Consider the following 19996-nt stretch of genomic DNA (forward strand, 5'->3'; position numbering starts at 1 on the left):
CACAGCGTCTCGCGTGTAGAGCTGTCCGTCGCGTTCCCGCGCATCACGCGATCTCGGCCTTCACGAACGTCGCCATGAAGGTGCGGGTCGTGCCGTCGGGAAACAGCACCGCGACCTGTTCGTCGGTTGAAAACACCACATGGCCCGAGCCGTATTTGCGCACGCGGACTGCATCGCCTCGGCCGAAGCGCGCTTTCCTGCTGGCGTGGCGCGGCGGCCGTTTATCGTCGGCGGCGGCTCGTTGCGCTTCTAGCGTCGCCGCCAGCGGGTTCAGGCAGTTGTCGCAAGTGCCGCAGCGCTCGAATCCCTGCGCATCGCCGAAATATTCGAGCATCACCCGCCATCGGCAGCCGCCGGTTTGCGCGTAGTCGATGATCTGCTGGAGTGCGTCGCGATCGCGCGTCGCGAGCTGCGCATACCGTTCGACCGCGGCCTCGATCGCGCTGTCCTCGGCGCCATCGCGGCCATGCTCGGGGCCACGCTCGCGTAGCCGATACCGCTGCAGCCGGCTGCGCAATACGTGCCCCGAGTCGGTCAGCATCTTCAGCGCCACGGCGAGCTTGTTGCGGCCCACGTCCGGCACCGCGTCGAGCAGCTCGCGCGCCGTTACGCCAGGACCGGGCGCTTTCGCGCGCTGCGCGAGCGCGTCGCAGATCCGCCGCAGCAGCGCAGCATCGGGATAGCGGCCCAGCGCGAGAAACTGCTGCACCCGCCGATCGTTCAGGTCGAACAGCAGCTCGCAGCGCGCGACCTTGCCGTCGCGTCCCGCGCGTCCGCTTTCCTGGTAATACGCATCGATGCTGCCGGGAATCTGGTAATGGACGACGAAGCGGATGTCGGGAATATCGACGCCCATCCCGAACGCGTTGGTTGCGATCATCACGCGCACGTCGCCCGACATGAAACGCTCCTGCGCATCGTGCCGCTCGCGCGCCGGCATACGGCCGTGATAGCAGGCGGCGGCAACTTCCCAGCTGCGCACCGTTGCCGCGAGTTGTTCGGCTTCGCGCACGGTCGCCGTGTAGACGATGCCTCGGCCGGCTTCGCTCGCGAGCAGCGTGCGCAACGCGGCCGTCTTCGCCTCTCTCGCGCGCGTCGATGCCCGCTGTCGTCCGCCACCCACCGACACCTGCGTCACTCGATAGTGAAGGTTGTCGCGATACACGCCGGTGTTCACGATGCGCGGCTCGTGAAGGCCGAGCGAACGCACGATGTCCTCGCGGATGTCGGGCGTCGCCGTCGCGGTCAGCGCGAGGATCGGCGGCTTGCCGAGCGCCTTGACCGCATCGACGATGCGCAGGAACGCCGGGCGAAAATCGTGGCCCCACTGCGATACGCAGTGCGCCTCATCGACGACCACGAGTTTGATGCGCTGGCGCGAGCCCGCCTGCAATGCGTGGATCAGCTCCGGCCGGGTCAGCTGCTCGGGCGTGACGAACACGATGCCGCGGCGTATGTCGCGCAACGCTTCGTAAGTCTCGCGCAGCTCGGCAGCCGGCACCGCGCTATTGATCCGCCAGGCGTCGATGCCGGCCTCGCACAGCTTGTCGAACTGGTCTTTCATCAACGCGATCAGCGGCGACACGACGAGCGTCCAACCGTCGAGGTGCAACGCCGGCAACTGGTAGCACAGCGATTTGCCGGCCCCCGTCGGCATCACGGCGAGCGTGTCGCGCTGTTCGAGCACGCTGCGGACGATGTCCCGTTGGCCCGGGCGCAGCCGGCTGATACCGAACACCTCGCGCAGCGTCCTGCGCATCGCGTTCAGACGGGCAGACGTGTCGCGCGTGGTGTCGGTGTCAGTCATGAAGATCGGGTTCGCCGGTTGGCCTGGGGGGGGCAGCTAGTCAGCCAGCGACGTAGCAACCACCGTACCTCGACGGGGCGACGCGGGCGGGATCGCGCCGTGCTCGTACCTCCTGACGTGAGTTGCGCAATCCACGGACCGTGCGGCAGATCGGAACGAGCCGCGCGACCAGTGGCTCGGTATGGGGTTTGCTCGACGGGAGAACCTGGTCGATCGCGGAGCCGCCATGAATGACCGCACAACGGATTCCCCTTCCGACGAAGCGGAACTCGTCGCTGCAAGCGGAACCACGAGAACACCGGGCAGTCGCGCGGTCGGACAGGATCTGACGGACGCTAACGCCATCGAGCATCGGAGGTGAATGATGAAGGCAGTGGTATTTCACGGGATCGGGGATATCCGGCTCGACAACGTGCCGGACCCGCAACTGCAGCAGCCGAGCGACGCGCTCGTACGACTCACGTCGAGCGCGATTTGCGGCACGGACCTGCATATGGTGCGCGGCACGCTCGGCGAGATGGAGCCCGGTACGATCCTCGGGCACGAGGGGCTCGGCATCGTCGAGGAAGTGGGGCGCTCGGTGCGCAATCTGCGCCAGGGCGATCGCGTGCTGATCCCGTCAACAATCTCGTGCGGCTTCTGCTCGTATTGCCGCGCCGGTTATACCGCCCAATGCGATACCGCGAATCCGCACGGGCCGGCGGCCGGCACCGCATTTTTCGGCGGTCCCAAATCGACCGGGCCGTTTCAGGGTTTGCAGGCACAGTTCGCGCGCGCGCCGCTCGCCAACGCGAGCCTGATCCGGTTGCCCGACGAGATCGACGACGACCGCGCAATCATGCTGTCGGATATTTTTCCGACCGGCTATTTCGGCGCACAACTGGCGGGCATTCGTACCGGCGATACGGTCGCGGTGTTCGGCGCGGGACCCGTCGGTCAATTCGCGATCGCAAGCGCGAAGCTGATGGGCGCGGGCCGGGTGTTGGTGGTCGATCGCGTTGCTTCCCGGCTCGACATGGCGTGCGCACAAGGGGCCGAAGTGATCAACTTCGACGACGAAGACCCGGTCGACATGATCCTGCAACTGACCGGCGGCATCGGCGTGGATCGCGTGATCGATGCGGTCGGCGTCGATGCGGTGCGCGCGGAGCACGGACCCGCCGCACAGAAAGCGAAGGACCAGCAGAAGCTGTTCGATCAGGAGGTCAGGGAGATCGCGCCGCAGACCAGGCCCGACGGGGACAACTGGCAGCCCGGGAGTGGCCCGTCGCAAGTATTGCAGTGGGCGGTGCGCGCCGTCGCCAAGGCGGGCACGGTGGCGATCATCGGTGTATATCCGCCGACCGATCGGGTGTTTCCGATCGGCGAGGCGATGAACCACAACCTGGTGCTACGGATGGGCAACTGCAACCATCGCGCGGTGACGCCGCGGTTGATCGAACTCGTACGCAACGGCACGTTCGATCCGCTCGCGGTGTTGACCCAGCGCGAGCCGCTAGTCGATGCAATCGCGGCGTACCGCGAGTTCGACCGGCGGGAGCCTGGCTGGATCAAGGTGAAGCTGGTGCCCTGACTAGCTCACTGCCGTGAGAAACCCGGCTCAACTGATTCTCCGTCGCAGGACCGTCGATATCGCTGGACCATCAGACTCATGGCTCCTCGAAGACCGGCCACGGCGCGGGCGTCGTCGCGTACGGCAGCATGGTCGAACAGGTCGAGGACAGCTCGCAATACCTGACCGACGAGGACCTGCATGCGATCGCGCATTATCTGCAGTCGCTGCCCGCCCAGCAGCCGTCGGGCACCTATGCGGGCGGCGCCGATCCCGCGCGTTCGAGTGTGAACGGCAGCCGCGTGGCCGACGCGCTGAGCGTCGGCTTCAACGTCTACCAGTCGTTCTGCGCGAGTTGCCATCACGCGGACGGACGCGGCGTGCCGAACGCGTTTCCCGCGCTCGCCGGCAACCCGTCTGTAATCGCGGAAAATACGACCTCGCTGATCCGGCTGCTGATCGAAGGCGGCAACAGTCCGACGACCGAAAGCGGCCCGCCACGTCAGTCGATGCCGGCGTTCGCGACGACCCTCGCCGACGTCGGGATCGCCCAGGTGTTGACGTACATCCGCGGCGCCTGGGGCAACAATGCGCAGCCCGTCACCGCCAACGACGTCGCGACGTTGCGCAGCGAATTGCACAAATAGCCGGAAGCCGCGCGCGGATCATTCATTAACCGACGCGCTGATATGCGCGATCAACGGATAGTGATCCGACGCGATTCGCGAAAGCGCCGTGCGATGCACGACGACACGCAACAGCCGTTCGCCCGGATGCACCCAGATGCGGTCCAGCGCGAACAGCGGAAAGCGCGTAGGAAACGTACGCAGCGCGGTCGCGCGATGGAAGTGTGTGACGAGCCGCCTGAGCGTACGGCCGTAGACGAACCACTCATTCAGATCGCCGAGCAGGATGACGGGCAGCGCGGGCGTGTCGAAGCTCTGCAACACCTGCTCCACTTGCGCGCGCCGTTCGCTGGAGGCAAGGCCGAGATGCGTCGCTACCACGCGCCACAGTTCGCCGTTGCAATCGATATCGGCGTCCAGCGCGCCGCGCGGCTCGCGGCTTCTGAAAGACAGGTCTAGCGTACGCACCGCGCGCACCGGATAGCGCGTCAGCACGGCGTTGCCATAGCGTCGCGCGGGCGTGTCGAAGGTTGCTCCGGGGACGGCGTCCAGGCCCGTCATGCGTTGCAGAACTGCAAGCACGTCGGGCGAACTCGCACCGCCCAATGGCACTTCCTGCAGCGCGAGAATATCCGCATCGATTTCAGCGAGCACATCGCCAATGCGTTCCGGCGCGAACTTGCCGTCGATCCCCACCGCGCCATGCAGGTTGTAAGTCCCGATGCGCAGTTCGCGTTCGCGCGCAAGCGTCATGCGCGGCCGTTCGATGCCAGGGTCGTGCATCAGTGTCATGGGCTGGCCTCGTCCTGACATCGTGATGACGTTTTGCCCGATGTATCGCGAGGCATCCCGCTGTGGTCGCGCAAACGCTGCGCGCGTTCGGCTTCATCGCTCGCGCGCGGCTTGTCAGCATCGCTCGGGGCGCCTTCGTGCGCATCGCTCCCGCGCGATCTGCCGAGAAAACGCTGCAACAGCACCGACAATCCGATCAGCACCGCGCCAATGCCGATCAGCACGGCGAACGAGCCGGCCGTCGGGCGCCGCAACGAAGCGACCAACTGATGCGCGAATGCAACCGTCAGGAAGATGCCCGGACCCATGCCGAGCATCGTGCCGATGATGAAGTCGCGCATGCGCACGTGTGATGCACCCGCAACGAGATTGACGATGGCGAACGGTGCGACCGGCAGGAGCCGCAACACGACGACCGCGACGATTCCGCGCTTAGCCACACGCTCCGACAGCCGGTTCACGCGTGCGCCCGCGAGTTTGCGGACCGCATCGCGCCCGAGCCGGTGGCCTATCCAGAACGACGTCGCGGCGGCCACGGTGGTGCCGATGAACGCATACAGGCCGCCCCACGCCGCGCCGAACACGACTCCCATCGTCGCGATCAGCAAGGTCACGGGGGCGGCGACGACGGCCGCGGCGACATAGGCGAGCACGATCCACAGCGGCGCAAGCGGCAGCGCCTCGATCTGCCGCGTCGCATTCGCGAACGATTTCAGGTTGAGGTAGCTGGCGAGCGGCGACCAGTGCCACGCCGCCGCGAGCCCGACGACCAGCAACGCGAGCACGCCGAGCAACGCATATCGTCCAATCAGCGGCCGCGCTTTCTCGGCGGGCACGAGCTGATCGATGAGCTCGTTCGCGGCGATGGGTGTTTCGGGATCGATGAGCGCATCGGGCGGAATCAGTCGATCGAGCTCGGCTGAGACCTGCGGATCGAGATCGGCGAGCGTTCGATGCTTCGCGCGATCGCGCTGCAACGCATGAATCGCCGCTGTCACGCTGCCGCGCGCATCGCGCTCGCGCACGAAGTCCGCGACTTCGCAGCCGAGATGCTCGGCGAGCAAGGTATCGCGCATCTTCGCGATCGCACGGCGGATGCGTGCATCGGCACCCGCATCGATCGACACATTGCACTCGCTGTCGAGCACCATCGAGCGATTGTTCAGGTTCGCGGAACCGACGATCAGCAATTCGTCGTCGACGATCATCAGCTTGCTGTGCACGTTGACGATGGATTCGCCCAGGCCGGGCACGTCGGGACTCAGCAGGCGATAACGGCCGTACTGGTCCGCATCCTTGAGAATGCCGTGCAGGCGCGCACGCAGCACGCCCATCGTCACTTTCTGCAGCCAGCCGGTCTGATTGCGAGGCACGACGATCGTCAGCTCCGGACCATCCTCCCGCGCGAGCGATTCGCTCAGCGCCGCGCCAATCGATGCCGACGTGAAGTACTGGTTCTCGATATAAATGCTGCGGCGCGCACGCGCGATGGCATCGAGATACTGGGTGCGGATTTGCTGCTTACTTTCGCGGCCCAGGTATGCGGGCTCCGTGAGCGAGATGGCAATGTCGACATTTTCCAAATCGACGCTGCGCGACGGCGGCCACGGGTCCTGCGTCGGCGGCACGGGTTGCGCGTGGATTGCGTGCTTTCTCTTGCACGCGCGTGCCCACCGCTCGCGCGCGAGCATGCCGATTTCGCGTGCGGCCTCGCCATCGAACATCGAATGGACATCGTGAGACGGCTGATACGGCGCGCCGTTTGCATCACGGCGCAGAGGATTATCGGCCTGATGCTGTTGCGTGTCCCAGCGCGACCGCGTGAGATCGAGACCGCCGACGAACGCGAGACAATCATCAATTACGACGATTTTCTGGTGGTGCGAGCCGCCCAACGGATGCTTGCCGTCCATCTGAAACGCGATGCGCCGGTGCGTGCGCCAACCCATCCTGAACACCGGTAGCCATTCGCGTTCGAACGCGTAGAGCATCGCGAAGTCCCACGCGAGAATGTAGACGCGCAGCAGGCGCTTTTGCGCGGCGACTGCGTGCAGAAAATCGCCGAGCGCTTCAGGAAAGCCATCGTTCGAACCTTCGGGCGTCAGCTTCATGCGGCTGTCGATATCCCAGCCGAGGATGAACACCGTGCGCTCTGCACGCGTGATCGCCTCGCGCAGCACGCGAAAATAATCGGCTCCGTCGATCAGCAGGGTGAAGCGATTCGCATGACGCACGCTCGCGCAGTTGCGTCCCGGCTCGAAGAACGATTCATTCATGACAAGTTCGCGGTCACATTGCGGAAACGATGCGCAAGATGCGTGCCGCGGCGTCCATCAGCCGCGCTTTCGATGCCTGAAAGTAGAGAGTCTCGCCCGGGATTCGGGACACATCGTGCGGAACGCGGGTATCGACATGGCAGCTCGAGAACATACGAACTCCATCCACTTGACCGCGACACCGTGTTGCGCAAAAGCTTTTTCGAATTCGCCGGATGCACGCAACGCGACGAGCGGATCGCCTTTCTGGATGCCGATGTTGATGGTCGCGGGCCAGGTGGCGTCGGCTTGAGCCGGGACCTGATAGCCAAGGCAGACGACGAACGCTGCGAACGGCAACGCTTTGTGTTTGAGCAATTTGGTCGCATTGATGCCCGGAGGGCGGTACCCGGTCTAGCGACCGTGATTCACCAGAATGCACACGGGACTTTTGCGTTTGGCGATCGCGGCGGCATAGTCCTCGGAGAACGCCCGCTGCGCGAAGCAAGGCGCCGAGCTCGCGAGCAGGGCATCGACCTGCGCATATTGTTTGTTGAACACCCATGGCCGGCGTGCGAGCGTGCGGTCGTCGAGCCAGTAGGGACTCCAGTCTCGGGTCGTCTCGATGACCTCGCGCGCGAATTCCGGCCCGTACTCTAGCGCGCCCTCGATAACAACGTCGATATACGACTCGACGAGCGGGAATTTCGCGTCAGGCAGCGGAAGCCCTTCTCCCGGCGCTTTGCCCTGGGCCTTCGGCACATAGACCCAGACAGTTCCCTGCGTCGGCAGCGGCTGCCACGACACCGCCTCGATAAGCGCCCGCGGCACCTCGACGCGCACGTATCCCTTCTCGCGCTCGTCGAACGCGGACATGTCGTTGCCGGCAACGGGATAGATCACTCCATTGATCGTCATCGGCGTCTCGCCCTCGAACGGACGCCGCAGGCCGAGCGCCGTGAACCCGGAGGATGCGCGGTCGCTCCAGCTGCGCACATAGCCGAACGCCGCCGAGACGCGCACCGGAATCGCCGCAACCGGCTTGCCGGCCGTGGCGGCACGCGATGGCGTGTTGATGAGCGATCCGTAGCCGAAAATGAACTGCGTCGGCTGATCGGGAAGACGCGTTCCCCAGAAGTCGGTGGTCTGCGCTTGCGCTGCCGAGCCAAGCAGCGCTAGCGCTACAACGAATCCTCGAATCTTTGTCATCGCCGACATCGTCATATCTCCGTCCAATGCGTTACCGCAGATGATCGCTTCAGCCAGGGCGGCCCCGGCAAAACGCGCGCGCCTGGCCTCAGGGTCGTGCAACCGGATTTCCGAGCCAACTGAAATCGAAACTGGCGGCAGGACCGACGCACGGAGCGATTCTAAGTCGAAAGCGTCCGGTGCGAGCCGGCACGTACAATCCGGTAGCTCCGGACAGGTGACGCGCAACGGAAGATCTTTCGACAATGACAGGAAAGGACAGACCCGATGCCGAATTCTGAGCGCACGCGGCTGACTGCGCTGATCGACTCTGTCTGGCGCATCGCGTTTCGCCTCGGATTTCCGCTCGCCCGCGCGTGGTGGCACTTGCGCCGGCCTCGCCATGAGGGCGCGCTAGTCGCTATCTACGTCGGCCAGTCGCTGTTGCTGCTGAAGTCATCGTACCGTGCCGAATGGGGGTTCCCGGGCGGCAGCGTCCGGGCCGGTGAAACACCTGCTGCCGCGGCGCTGCGCGAGATGGCCGAGGAGATCGGGCTCGCGTTTCACCCGTTACTCCCGGCAGGCAGCGCAGCCGGCGAGTGGGATGGGCGAAGGGACCGGGTGCATTTCTTCGAAATGCGCATCGATCACTTACCCGAACTGCGGCTGGATCATCGCGAGATCGTCGCCGTGCATCTGGCGTCGCCGCAGGAATTGCCCGGCTTCGCGGTGACGGGCGCGGTCGCTGCGTATCTCCGCAGGGATGTGCGCCGCTAGCCGAGCCGCCCGGCGCGCGGTCGGTGTGACCCCGGACCCCGCGCGATGCGCGTTGCGCGACCATCGCGGGGCCATGGCCAGTAACGCGTCATCCGATATGTGCGAGCACGATCAGCGTCAGCGTGACGACGATAGCGCCGCCGATTCGCGTGGCGATCTGCGCGAAGGGCATCAGTTGCATCCGGTTCGCCGCGGTCAGGATCGCGACGTCGCCTGTGCCGCCCTGGCCGCTATGGCATGCATTCACGATCGCCGTGTCGATCGGGTAGAGCTTGAGCCGGCGCGCAACCAGAAAGCCGGTGCCCATCAGTGTCGCCACGGTCGCGACGATCGTCACGAGATTGGCCAACGTGAACGCGGCGATCAACTTGTCCCATGGGGTCATGGCGACGCCGATCGCGAACAGCAGCGGATATGTCACCGCGGTCGAAAAGAACTTGTAGACGACGAATGCGCCTTCCTGCAACTGCGGCGAGACCGCACGCGCCAGCTTGACCAGCACCGCGAGGAACAGCATGGCAACCGGTGCGGGCAGACCGAACAGGTTGCGGCACATCAAGCCAAGCAGGTACAGCGTGATCGCCGTGATGCCGGCCGCCGCGATATGCGTCACGTCGATATGACCGCGAATCTCCTCCTCTTCCGGGTCCATTTCGTCTGTCTCTCCAGGTTGCAGGCGCCCCTCGCCGGTGAGATGGGGAAAGCGCTTGCCGAGCATGTCGAGTGCGCCGGCGAGCACGATGGCGGTGAGGCTGCCGAGCATCACCGGCGGCAACACTTGTGCAAACAGCTCGCCCTGCGGCAGATGCATGATTTCGGAATAGCCCACCGACAGCGGAATGGCGCCTTCACCGACACCCCCCGCCATGATCGGCACGACGATATACAGCAGCGTATGACGCACGCCCAGTCCGAATGCCGAGCCGACCGCGATACCGACGATGCATGCGGCCAGCGAACCCAGTGCGAGCGGCACGAAGATCTTGAGAAAGCCCTTGATCAGCACGCGCCGGTCCATGCTGAGAATACTGCCGACGATGATCGACGCGATGAACAGATAAAGGAAATTGCTCTGCTTCGTGAACTCGGTCGTGAGGCCGAGAATTGGCTTGGGCAACAGGTGATAGTAAGTCAGTGCGGAAGGCACGAACGTCGCGCAGATCGCGGCCGCGCCGATATTGCGCAGAAGCGGCAGGCGCTTGCCAAGTTCCGCGCAGGTGAAGCCGAAGAACGCCAGCACGGCGATCGCCATTGAAATCTCACCCGGGATCTTGCCCGTCACCGCGAACCCGGTAATTAGCGCGAGCAGAATGAAATAGACCGGCAGCGGGATGATGCCGATTCTGTATTCCATCAGCTTCCACCAGCCTTCGGGCCAGAATCGCGTGACGTTGTCGGGCCGCTGCGCGGCCGCCGCCGGTGAGTGCTTCGGCGTAGGTGAGGTGATGGACAAAATACGACTCCTTGATTTGATGCCGGGAATGTATGCCGGCGTCGCGTTTCGATACGGTCGAAGTGGTATCCGATGAGTGAGCGGAACCGGAATGACAAAAAGCCCCAGGCTGAAAGGCGCACGCGCGCTTACCCAGGCAATACGCCATACCGGATCGAACAACGGATCAACTCGGAATTATTTGCAATGCAGAGCTTCTGCATCGTCCGCGTCTTGGGTCTGATGATGTCTTCGCGGTGAGAAGACTGCCGAAGCTTGCTCCCGGGCGGTCGCGTCATCAACGCTGAGCCACACCTGTCCGTCGCACCGCGCGCAAAATGGCCAGCTTCCTCGCATGCGACGCGTCCGGACGAACTACGCTCCCGCGGTATCCGCATGCTGCGCATGCGTAGGTGAAACGTACTCCAGCGAGTGTCTCCATCAGCCTTGTCTGCCGCTCAGGTTGCGGATCTCGCCCGGGCTTATCGTCCAGCGCGCGGCAGATATCGACCATCAGGTCGTTGTCGCTGGCGAAGCGCATCACAAAATCAAATCCGTCCGGACAGATACGTCGCAATTCGTTCGAGATACGTAGGCATTTGATGTCCTGCTCCATGACCGGCATCGCGAGCCGTGCGCTGGCTATAGGGTTGCCTGCGCAGCGTTCGCCTACGAACAATGCAACGACTCCCGCGAGGCGCTCGGCCCAGTCGCCTGGCCGGAAGAGCTTGCGCTGCGACGTCACGCCGCGGATCAGGTGGTGTTCGATGCCATCGTTAGTCATGTTGCGGCTATCGCGGCATGCGCGTCGTCAGGTAGCAGGTGTAAGCATTGTGATTGCGTGGGCTCATCCAGCATCGCGTTCCGGCGTTGAAATCACGATGGAGTCCCCGCAATCGAAGATGCAATTCTAGGAGCGCGGAACCTTCTGAACGCTTTCAGCCACTGCACGTTCCGATGGGGGTTTTCCATGAGCAAATTCGCAGGCCATTTCATGGAAATCCCCTAAATGCAGGTCCTGACCGTGAAAGCCGGGAGAAGGGTTGGCGCTCCGACAATCCCGCCACCGACGCAATCGAAGTTAAGTCTGTCTCGTCATTGCGGTGGCTTCCAGCCTGTTGTTCAGCCTTGCCTCGCAGCACGCGGCAGCCGCGGAGAGCGGCAGATCACGATCATGGTGGGCAGTGTCACGAAGCTCACCTGGAGTTGGGGCAAGAACGTATACGAACGAGTTAGTGAGCTCGAAAGAGGTCGAGGGCGTCCTCGCCGTATCACAAGAGGAATCCGAATAATCGGTGCAAGCGTCGTTGTGTACATCAGTAGAGCCACTGTGTTGCATAAATGACACGGGAAAGGAACGTGAAGGATTGGGATGACTAGCATGGCCAGCATTCGCATACCGAACCGGTTGCAGGGACCTTGAGACGCACGCAGCCGTGTGCAGGGAAAACACAATTTCAACGCAGTAGTCTGAGGAGACATCTTGAAGGCGAAATATCTTTCGCTGGCCGTCGCGGTCAGCGCACTCGGGGCAAGCGGCGCGCACGCGCAGTCGAGCGTGCAGCTTTATGGGCTGATGGATCTGAGCGTGCCGACTTACCAGTCCCACGCGGATGCCAACGGGAATCACGTCATCGGCATGGGCATTGGGGGAGAGCCGTGGTTTAGCGGCAGCCGCTGGGGCATGAGGGGCGCCGAAGACATTGGCGGCGGTTCGAAGATCATCTTCCGACTGGAGAGCGAATTCGTTGTCGCCAATGGCCAGATGGAAGATCCGGGTCAGATCTTTGACCGCGATGCGTGGGTCGGTATCGAGAACGACACGTTCGGCAAAATTACGGCAGGCTTTCAGAACACCATTGCGCGCGATGCTTCGGCGATCTATGGCGATCCGTATGGCAATGCGCGGCTGACGACGGAAGAGGGCGGCTGGACGAACGCCAACAACTTCAAACAGATGATTTTCTACGCGGCCAGCGCGACCGGCACGCGTTATGAAAACGGCGTCGCGTGGAAAAAGCTGTTCGACAATGGCATCTTTGCGAGTGCAGGTTACGCGTTCGGCAACCAGACGAGTTTCGGCACCAATGCGAATTACCAGGTTGCACTGGGCTATAACGGCGGCCCGTTCAGCGCGTCGGGCTTCTATAGCCACGTGAACCGCGAAGGCAACACGAACCAGTCGTTCTCGGTCGGCGGCAACTATGTGTTTGGAATTCTGCGTGCCAACGCCGGCTACTTCCGTTATCTCGGCAATCAGGGCGCGCTGGGTCAGCGTCAGGATAACGCGTGGACCGTGTCGCTCAAGCTGTCGCCGAAGGGTCCGCTCGATTACCAGCTCGGCTATCAGCAGATGCGCGTGAAGAATGCCGCGTATAACACCGACGGTGATATTCCGAATGCGAACATCGGCGCATTCGACCCAACCTCGGGCTTGCACAATGGTTGGAAGGAAACGCTGTATTGGTCCGCGTTTTATCACCTGTCCAAGCGCACTGAAGTCTATCTGGCCGGCGACTATATGAGGCTGCATGGCGGCTATACGGTCGGCAGCACGTTCGGCGCGACCAACCAGCTCGAACTGACCACGGGTGTGCGTACCCGATTCTGATCGGGAACACAGCCTCGCAGGGCATCCGTTTCAACGATGTTCTCCAGCGTGCGGTCGCGGACTTTTCCGCGGCCGTTTTTTCGTTTCAGCAGGCGAGGGAGAGGCATGTTCAGCAATACGTCTATCAGAACCGCGCTCACCGTGACCATCGCCGGCTACACAGCCGCGTTGATGTTCGTGATCGCGATATCCGTCGCCGGTTTGAAGACCACGAACGAGGCGCTCGAGAAGATGTACACCGAACAGACCGTTGCGATGCGCCACCTCGCCGCGAGCGGCGAGGCGCTTCTGAACGTGCGCGTCGATCTCGGCGCCTACGAAACGCTCGTGGCACAGGGAAAGCCCACTGATGCGGTGCTCGCTCGCGTCCATGCCGGGCTTGCGGACAGCGATCGCGAACTGGCGGCCTATTTCGCGCAGCCTGCGTCGGACGACGACGAGAAGGCGCTGACCGACACGCTGCGCGCAAAGCGCGAGCAGTTGCTGAAACAGGTGCTTCTACCTGAAGTCACGGCGCTCGACCAGAACGATTTCATCACCTTCCGGAGCACGGAACGGCAGGCGCCCGATGCGGTGTTCAGCGACTATAAGCATGCCGAATCTGCGCTCGAAAACTTCCAGATGAGGCACGAGGAAGCACGCTTTACCTCGTCCCAGCAGCACTTTCGTCTACTGTGCTGGGTGTTTGCCGCAATCGGGCTGGTCGCGCTGGTGCTTGGCCTCTGCACGCGCTTCATGGTGAAAGCAGCGATTCTTCGACCTATCGACGCGGTAATCGAGCACTTCGAACGAATCGCGGCCGGCGACCTCACGGGACAGATCGGCGGCGTGCACGCCAACGAAATGGCGCGCCTGATGGCCGCGCTGGCCCGCATGCAGCAGAGTCTCGTTGCCGCGGTCAGTCAGGTTCGTTTCGGCACGGCGGCAATCGCGCAGGGTGTGCGAGAGATCGCGGGCGGCAATGCCGATCTGTCGGCGCGCACCGAACAGCAGGCGGCGACGCTGGAGGAGACGGCCGCGAGCATGGAGGAATTGACGGCGACGGTCAGTCAGAACGCCGACAACGCGCGCGAGGCCAATACGCTCGCTGAAAACGCGTCGCGAACCGCGGCACGTGGCGGCGAAGTGGTCAATCAGGTGATCGACCTGATCGCCGACATGTCGTCGGGCTCGAACCGGATCGTCGACATTATCGGCGCGATCGAAGGTATCGCCTTTCAGACCAACATACTTGCACTAAATGCCGCCGTGGAAGCCGCGCGAGCCGGCGACGAAGGACGAGGATTCGCCGTGGTGGCGGGTGAAGTGCGTGCGTTGGCGCAGCGTTCGGCGGCCGCCGCGAAAGAGATCAGAGAACTGATCGTCAGTTCGGTGGCGAAGGTCGAGAATGGGTCCGAACTGGCGATACGCGCCGGCGCGACCATGTCGGAGATCGTTGGTGCTGCGCGCAACGTGACCCGTATCGTGAGCGAAATCAGCGTGGCTTCGGAAGAACAGTCACGGGGCATCGAGCAGATCAGCCGCGCGGTCACGCACATGGACAAGGCGACTCAGGAGAATGCCGCGCTCGTCGAACAGGCTGCGGCTGCTGCGGCATCGCTCGAGGAGCAGGCGGCCGCGCTCGACGGCGCGGTCGCGGTGTTCCGGTTGAGCGAGCCGCTCGCGTCTTCCGGCGAGCCGAGCGGGCAGCGGCCGGAGCGGGTTGCCGCACTTTCGCCCGCGTGCGCATGACGATGCGCACGCCATCGCAGCGCAACCTGTGCGGTAATTGAAGATTCAACTGCACTACAGTGACGTGCGTGGAGGTGCAACATGGACACTCGAGCGATGCTGTGCCGCATTGTGACCGGTTTGCTTGCTGGCATGGTTCTCTTTGGCTTAAGTGGTTGCAATGCGTTGAGCGGGCCGCCCGCGCCAGAATGGCCGGGTCCTCACGCACCGTATCCGTTCCCCGGCGATGTGCCGCATCGAACGCAGTGATCGAGCACTGCCAACCTCGGCGCTTGCCTGTCAATGCCCGAGGCCGGGATACGCAATCCAGTACTGCGGCAGTGTGTCGATGTGCGACGAGCCCGCTTTCGGCCCACAGCGGCCATTCGTGAATTGCTCCAGAATACAAGCCGACGAAGCAACTCTACGTTTTATACAACCACATTTCACTGAGGCTACCAATGGTTGATTGGTCTGCTATCGCGATCGTCTTTTCCGTGTATGCGGCGGCTGTCGTCATACCCGGGCCGAACTTCGTCGCAGTCACTCACAAGGCGGTCGCCGGCAGACGCTCCGATGCGCTCGCGCTTGTCGCCGGGATCGTGACGGTGAATCTGTTCTGGGCGACTTGTGCCATCCTTGGTATCGGAATGGTGTTCGCTATTTTCCCGTGGCTCGCTGTCGGCGTTAGGCTTGCTGGCGCGGCCTATCTGATCTGGTTCGGGCTGCGGCTCTTTGTGTCGGCACGGGCAACCCCCTCGGGAGCACGTCACCCAACGAAGGCGCCTCTGTTTCGTGCCGCCTTCCTGCAAGGTATCGCGACAAATATCGCGAACCCGAAGTCCATCGCCTTTTATGCGGCGGTCTTTTCCTCAGCGGTGCCCACCCACGTTTCCATGCCGACGTTCTTCGCGATGCTTGCTACTGTCGGTGCATCAGCGACGTGCTGGTACGGAGCGGTCGCGCTCGTTCTATCGCACACGGTGATCGCGACGGCGTATCGTCGCGCGAAGGCATGGATCGACCTCACCTGTGGAGGGCTCATGATTGCGCTGGGAATCCGGCAGGCATTGCGTTAACAAAGTGCCCGGCGCAGCCCATCTGAACGGCCGCTTTGCGTGTGAGCGACCGTCCCTGCTATGCGGCTCGCTGCGCTTCGAGCAATTGCGGATATTTGCCCGCGACCTCGCGGAAGATGTCGCTGATCGACTGCCCGCCTGGATCAAGACGGCCGTCGGCTTCCCATGCATCGAACGCGTCGAAGATCTTGTGCTTCAGGAAGTGCCGCCACACGACCGGCACACCGGCCAGGATTTCCGTCAACACCGCGTAGCGCTCGCGCGTCCAGCGCGCTTCATAGGCGGTGCGCGCCGCGCCGTAATCGAAGTGCGCGGCCGGCGTGCGCGGCGCATTCGCCTGGAGTTCGGTGCGCCGCGCAGCGGTCGCTTCCACATCTGCTTCGCCCGCGCGCAGTACGACGCCGTACAGCGCCAGCGCATCCGCTTCGCTCAGATAGCCGCGCGTCACGTCGGTCGCGACCATCCGCGGATCGCGCTCGTACGGGTTGCCATAACCGCCGCCGCCGCAGCCTTCGAGGCGGATCACGTCGCCTGGGTCGCACACGACCAGATCGGTCACGCCAAGGTTCTCTTCCTGCACGGTGCCCGGGTTGCGCGTGAAGCGCGACGTCGATCCCGCCTTGCCGCCGAGCACGCCCCACGACGCGAAGCGTGAGCGGTCGCGATTGCGCGCGGTCACCAGCGTGCCCGGCGAGAACACGCGGAACTCCATCACGGTGCCGAGTCCGCCGCGATAGCGTCCCGCGCCCGCGCTGCCCGGCACCATGCCGTACTTCAGGATGCGGATCGGCACCTCGGCTTCGTTGATCTCGACCGGCGTGTTGCGCAGGAACGCGACGTTGGCGCCTGACGCGTCCGAGCCATCGCCGTTGATCATGCCGCCCGCGCCGCCGCCGACCGGACCGATTGCCGCGATCACGGTGCGTCCGTCGCTATCGACGGTGCGCACGTTCAGAATCGACATGCCGCCGGCCGGGCACGCGGGCAGCCGGTCCGGACAGACCATCGAGAACGCGCCGAACGTCACGTTCTGCGCGACCTTGCAGGTCAGACTGCGCATGCCGACCGCGGCGGGCGGCAGGCAGTTCATGATCGTGCCTTCCGGCAGCACACAGCGCGCGACCTTCAGCATGCCCGCATTGAGCAGCAGATCCGGGTGCAGCGAATACAGCACGTAATTGAGCCCGACGAGCGCGAGCACGTGCCGCTCCTTGCCACCGGTCGGCATGTTCAGCGACGAATTGAGCTGCGGGTCGCTGCCGGTGAAATCGAGCACCAGCGATTCGCCTTGCACTTTCAGATTCAGCGCGACGCGCAGCGGTTTGCCGTTGACCGCATCCTCGTCGGCGTACTCGGCGAAGAAGTATTCGCCATCCGGCATGCCGGCGACGATCGCCCGCGCCTGCTCTTCCGAGTAGTCGATCATCGCGTGCATGCCGGCCTTGAAATCGTCGATGCCGAAGCGTTCGATGATTTCGAGCACACGCCGCTCGCCGGTCATCAGCATCGCGATTTGCGCCTTCAGGTCGCCGCGATTCTGCTCGGCGGCGCGGACGTTGATCGCCATATGGTCGAGCAGCGTCTCGTCGAGCACGCCCGCGCGCACGATCCTGGTCGGCGCCCAGCGAATGCCTTCCTGATAGATCTCGGTCAGCGTGCGCGACAGCGACGCGGGCACCGCGCCACCCATGTCGGTGTTGTGGATGTGCCCGCCGACGTAGCAGACGATCTCGCCGTTGTAGAACACCGGCTTCCACATCATCACGTCGGGGGTGTGCGTGGCGACGTAACCGCTGTACGCGTCGTTGGTCATGCCGATGTCGCCCGGCTCGTAGTGATCGATCGCCTCGATCACCGAGCCGAAGTCGAGGCCCGGATACCAGGTCGCGCCGAGCGTTTTAGGCGACGCGAACGTGAGCCCCGCGGGCGTCATGATCGTGCAGGAGAAATCTTCGGTTTCCTTGACGAAAGCCGAGTGCGCGGTGCGCATCAGTGTGTGGGCCATGCTTTCCGCGGCCGCGACGCAGTAATTGGCGAAGATCTGTAGAACGGATCGATTGAATGTCATGGTCTAGTCCTTCGGATATCACTGGCGCTTCACTGAGCCGACAGCAGCAGGTTGCCGTATTCGTCGACGACGGCTTCGAAGCCCGGCAGCACGCAGGTCGTCGTGTCGTCCTGCGCGATGATCGCGGGGCCGTGAAAGCGATGACCGGCGAGCAGCACCGAACGGTGGTACAGCGGCACCTTGCGCCATGCGCCGTCCAGATACACGTCGATCAGCGCCTCGACGCGCGGCGCGCCTTCGCCGAGCGCGATCTTCGGCATCTCGGGCTTCGGTGTCGGCAGGCTGATCACGAGGCGCAGCGCCACGACCTGCACGGGCGAACTCGCGTCGCTGTGGCCATACAGCCGATGATGCTCGCGGTGGAACGCGGAGCCGATCGTCGCGATGTCGCCGTTGCGAATGGCTTGCGGATCGAGCGGTGTGTCGACTTCGAACGACTGGCCGCGGTAGCGCATCTCGGCCGAGACGAGCATTTCCGCGCCTGCATCGGAGCCGGTTTCGTTGATGATCCACTCGCGCGCCTGCGCTTCGAGCGTCGCGAGGTCGCCGGCGAGTTTGTCGAGCGAAGCGGCGTCGAGCGGGTAGTAGGTGGTGCGCACGAAGTCGTTCTTCGTATCGGCGATCAGGCCGCCCAGCGCGCTAAGCACGCCCGGCGTGGTCGGCACGATCAGATGGCGCATGTTCAGCGCGCGCGCAAGGAAGCCGCCGAGCATCGGGCCCGCGCCGCCGAACGGCATCAGCGAGAATGCGCGCGGATCGATGCCGAAGCGCGACACGATACGGCTCACGCCGCCGTACATGCCGGACACCGCGACGTCGATGATCGCGGCCGCCGTTCGATGCACGTCGATGCCGAGCCGTTGCGCGAGCGGTTCGATCGCGCGGCGGCTCGCTTCGACGTCGACCTGCACCGCGTTATAGCCGAGCGACGCACGGCCCAGCACGCCGATCACCGCGAACGCGTCGGTGATGGTCGGGCGTGTGCCGCCGCGGCCATAGCAGACCGGACCCGGGTTCGAGCCGGCGCTTTCCGGACCGACCTTCAATACGCCGAAATCGTCGACCCATGCGATCGAGCCGCCGCCATCGCCGATCGACGAAACCGACACCGACGGGATATGAATCTGGAAGTCGCCGATGTACTCGCCGGTCGCGTACTGCGGTTTGCCATCGACGATCAGCGCGACGTCGGCCGTCGTGCCGCCGATGTCGAGGCTCATGCAGTCCTTGATCTTGCAGATGCCGGCCAGATACGACGCGCCGATCACGCCCGCGGCGGTGCCCGACAGGATCATCTGCACGCAATTGCTCTTGCCGTGCTCGGCGCTCATCACGCCGCCATTCGACTTCGTCACTTTCAGGTCCGCGCCGACGCCGCTTTCGGCAAGTGCGGCCTGCAAGCGCGTCAGGTATTGCGACACGCGCGGCTGCACGTAGCCGCCGATCGTCGCGGTGACCGTGCGTTCGTATTCGCGGATGATCGGCCACACTTCGTGCGAACACGATACGAAAAACCCGGGCGCCGCTTTCTCGATGATGGCTTTGACCTGCTGCTCATGCGCGGGATTGCGATAAGAATGCAGCAGCGAAATCACGACGCCTTCGCAATGCGCCGCCTGCAGCGCTTCGAGCGCGGCGAGCACGCTCGCTGCGTCGATGGGCGCTTCCTCGGTGCCGTCGGGGCGCATGCGGCCATCGACGCCAAATACGCGATCGCGCGTGACGAGCGGTTCGGGGCGCCGCGACATCAGGTTGTACATGTCGGGGATCTTCAGGCGCGCGATATCCAGCACGTCCTCGAAATGGCGCGTCGTGATCAGCGCGAGGCGCAAGCCCTTGCGTTGCACGACCGAGTTCACGCCGACCGTCGTGCCGTGCGTGAAGTACACGACGTCGTGCGGATCGATGCCGAAGCGCGCTTTCAGGCCTTGCATGCCGTCGATCACTTCGCTGCCCGGCGAATCTGGCCGCGAGAACACTTTCAGCGTGCGCGTGGTGCGCGTCTCGTCGTCCAGCACGGCGAAGTCCGTAAACGATCCGCCGATATCCACTCCAATTCTCAAGCCCATTGCCGTCCCTTTAGGTAAGCCTCGCAGACC

At 63.8% G+C, this 19996-nt stretch carries 13 protein-coding genes and 2 pseudogenes; 6 read left to right on the forward strand and 9 right to left on the reverse strand.

Annotated features, from left to right (window positions below):
- Nucleotides 1–43 precede the first annotated feature (43 nt).
- Nucleotides 44–1807: an ATP-dependent DNA helicase RecQ gene (locus AB4Y34_RS14215; RefSeq protein WP_368716365.1), complete on the reverse strand. Its 1764-nt coding sequence runs from the start codon at nucleotides 1805–1807 to the stop codon at nucleotides 44–46.
- A 364-nt stretch (nucleotides 1808–2171) separates the two neighbouring features.
- On the opposite strand from AB4Y34_RS14215, the gene AB4Y34_RS14220 reads away from it, so the two are divergent.
- Together AB4Y34_RS14220 and AB4Y34_RS14225 are read left to right on the forward strand one after the other, a co-directional pair.
- Nucleotides 2172–3380, forward strand: coding sequence for a zinc-dependent alcohol dehydrogenase (locus AB4Y34_RS14220; RefSeq protein ID WP_368716474.1), 1209 nt, complete (start codon nucleotides 2172–2174; stop codon nucleotides 3378–3380).
- 89 nt (nucleotides 3381–3469) lie between these two features.
- Nucleotides 3470–4006, forward strand: a pseudogene (locus tag AB4Y34_RS14225) (cytochrome c); the annotation flags it as partial.
- Nucleotides 4007–4024: 18 nt separating this feature from the next.
- Here the strand turns inward: AB4Y34_RS14225 and AB4Y34_RS14230 are convergent.
- From AB4Y34_RS14230 to AB4Y34_RS14245, 4 genes are read right to left on the reverse strand one after another with little or no spacing between them, the layout of a single operon-like run.
- Complete coding sequence (locus AB4Y34_RS14230; RefSeq protein ID WP_176381809.1) at nucleotides 4025–4777, reverse strand: endonuclease/exonuclease/phosphatase family protein; 753 nt, start codon at nucleotides 4775–4777, stop codon at nucleotides 4025–4027.
- Nucleotides 4774–7053 carry a VTT domain-containing protein gene (locus tag AB4Y34_RS14235; protein WP_368716366.1) on the reverse strand — a complete coding sequence of 760 codons (2280 nt, stop codon included), beginning with the start codon at nucleotides 7051–7053 and terminating at the stop codon, nucleotides 4774–4776. Before AB4Y34_RS14235 ends, AB4Y34_RS14230 begins: the two co-directional genes overlap by 4 nt.
- Nucleotides 7054–7110: 57 nt before the next feature.
- Nucleotides 7111–7410 (reverse strand): hypothetical protein, encoded by a 300-nt coding sequence (locus AB4Y34_RS14240; protein ID WP_368716367.1) that lies wholly within the window; start codon nucleotides 7408–7410, stop codon nucleotides 7111–7113.
- Nucleotides 7411–7446: 36 nt separating this feature from the next.
- A complete protein-coding gene (locus AB4Y34_RS14245) occupies nucleotides 7447–8250 on the reverse strand; it encodes a gamma-glutamylcyclotransferase family protein (protein ID WP_368716368.1) in 804 nt (267 codons plus the stop codon).
- A gap of 258 nt (nucleotides 8251–8508) precedes the next feature.
- Here AB4Y34_RS14245 and AB4Y34_RS14250 point away from each other — a divergent pair, with 258 nt between their 5' ends.
- Entirely contained in the window at nucleotides 8509–8997 is a 489-nt protein-coding gene (locus tag AB4Y34_RS14250; RefSeq protein WP_368716369.1) for an NUDIX domain-containing protein, read from the forward strand.
- 88 nt (nucleotides 8998–9085) lie between these two features.
- Here the strand turns inward: AB4Y34_RS14250 and AB4Y34_RS14255 are convergent, their stop codons facing one another.
- Both AB4Y34_RS14255 and AB4Y34_RS14260 read right to left on the reverse strand, forming a co-directional pair.
- Complete coding sequence (locus AB4Y34_RS14255) at nucleotides 9086–10444, reverse strand: 2-hydroxycarboxylate transporter family protein (protein WP_368716475.1); 1359 nt, start codon at nucleotides 10442–10444, stop codon at nucleotides 9086–9088.
- A gap of 487 nt (nucleotides 10445–10931) precedes the next feature.
- Nucleotides 10932–11213: pseudogene (locus tag AB4Y34_RS14260) on the reverse strand (DUF3579 domain-containing protein); the annotation flags it as partial.
- A gap of 699 nt (nucleotides 11214–11912) precedes the next feature.
- Between AB4Y34_RS14260 and AB4Y34_RS14265 the strand changes: the two are divergent.
- From AB4Y34_RS14265 to AB4Y34_RS14275, 3 genes are all read left to right on the forward strand, one after another.
- The gene (locus AB4Y34_RS14265) at nucleotides 11913–13040 is read left to right on the forward strand and encodes a porin (protein WP_368716370.1); all 1128 of its coding nucleotides are present in this window, start codon (nucleotides 11913–11915) and stop codon (nucleotides 13038–13040) included.
- A gap of 105 nt (nucleotides 13041–13145) precedes the next feature.
- Nucleotides 13146–14771, forward strand: coding sequence for a methyl-accepting chemotaxis protein (locus tag AB4Y34_RS14270; RefSeq protein ID WP_368716371.1), 1626 nt, complete (start codon nucleotides 13146–13148; stop codon nucleotides 14769–14771).
- Nucleotides 14772–15211: 440 nt separating this feature from the next.
- Nucleotides 15212–15829, forward strand: coding sequence for a LysE family translocator (locus AB4Y34_RS14275; protein ID WP_368716372.1), 618 nt, complete (start codon nucleotides 15212–15214; stop codon nucleotides 15827–15829).
- 58 nt (nucleotides 15830–15887) lie between these two features.
- On the opposite strand, the gene AB4Y34_RS14280 is transcribed toward AB4Y34_RS14275, so the two are convergent.
- On the reverse strand, nucleotides 15888–17897 hold the full coding sequence (locus AB4Y34_RS14280) for a hydantoinase B/oxoprolinase family protein (protein WP_176381825.1): 2010 nt from the start codon (nucleotides 17895–17897) through the stop codon (nucleotides 15888–15890).
- 29 nt (nucleotides 17898–17926) lie between these two features.
- Nucleotides 17927–19966 carry a hydantoinase/oxoprolinase family protein gene (locus AB4Y34_RS14285; protein ID WP_368716373.1) on the reverse strand — a complete coding sequence of 680 codons (2040 nt, stop codon included), beginning with the start codon at nucleotides 19964–19966 and terminating at the stop codon, nucleotides 17927–17929.
- Nucleotides 19967–19996 lie beyond the last annotated feature (30 nt).

Source organism: Paraburkholderia sp. BR10954 (genome assembly GCF_040965775.1).
In the GTDB taxonomy this organism is placed as follows: domain Bacteria; phylum Pseudomonadota; class Gammaproteobacteria; order Burkholderiales; family Burkholderiaceae; genus Paraburkholderia; species Paraburkholderia youngii.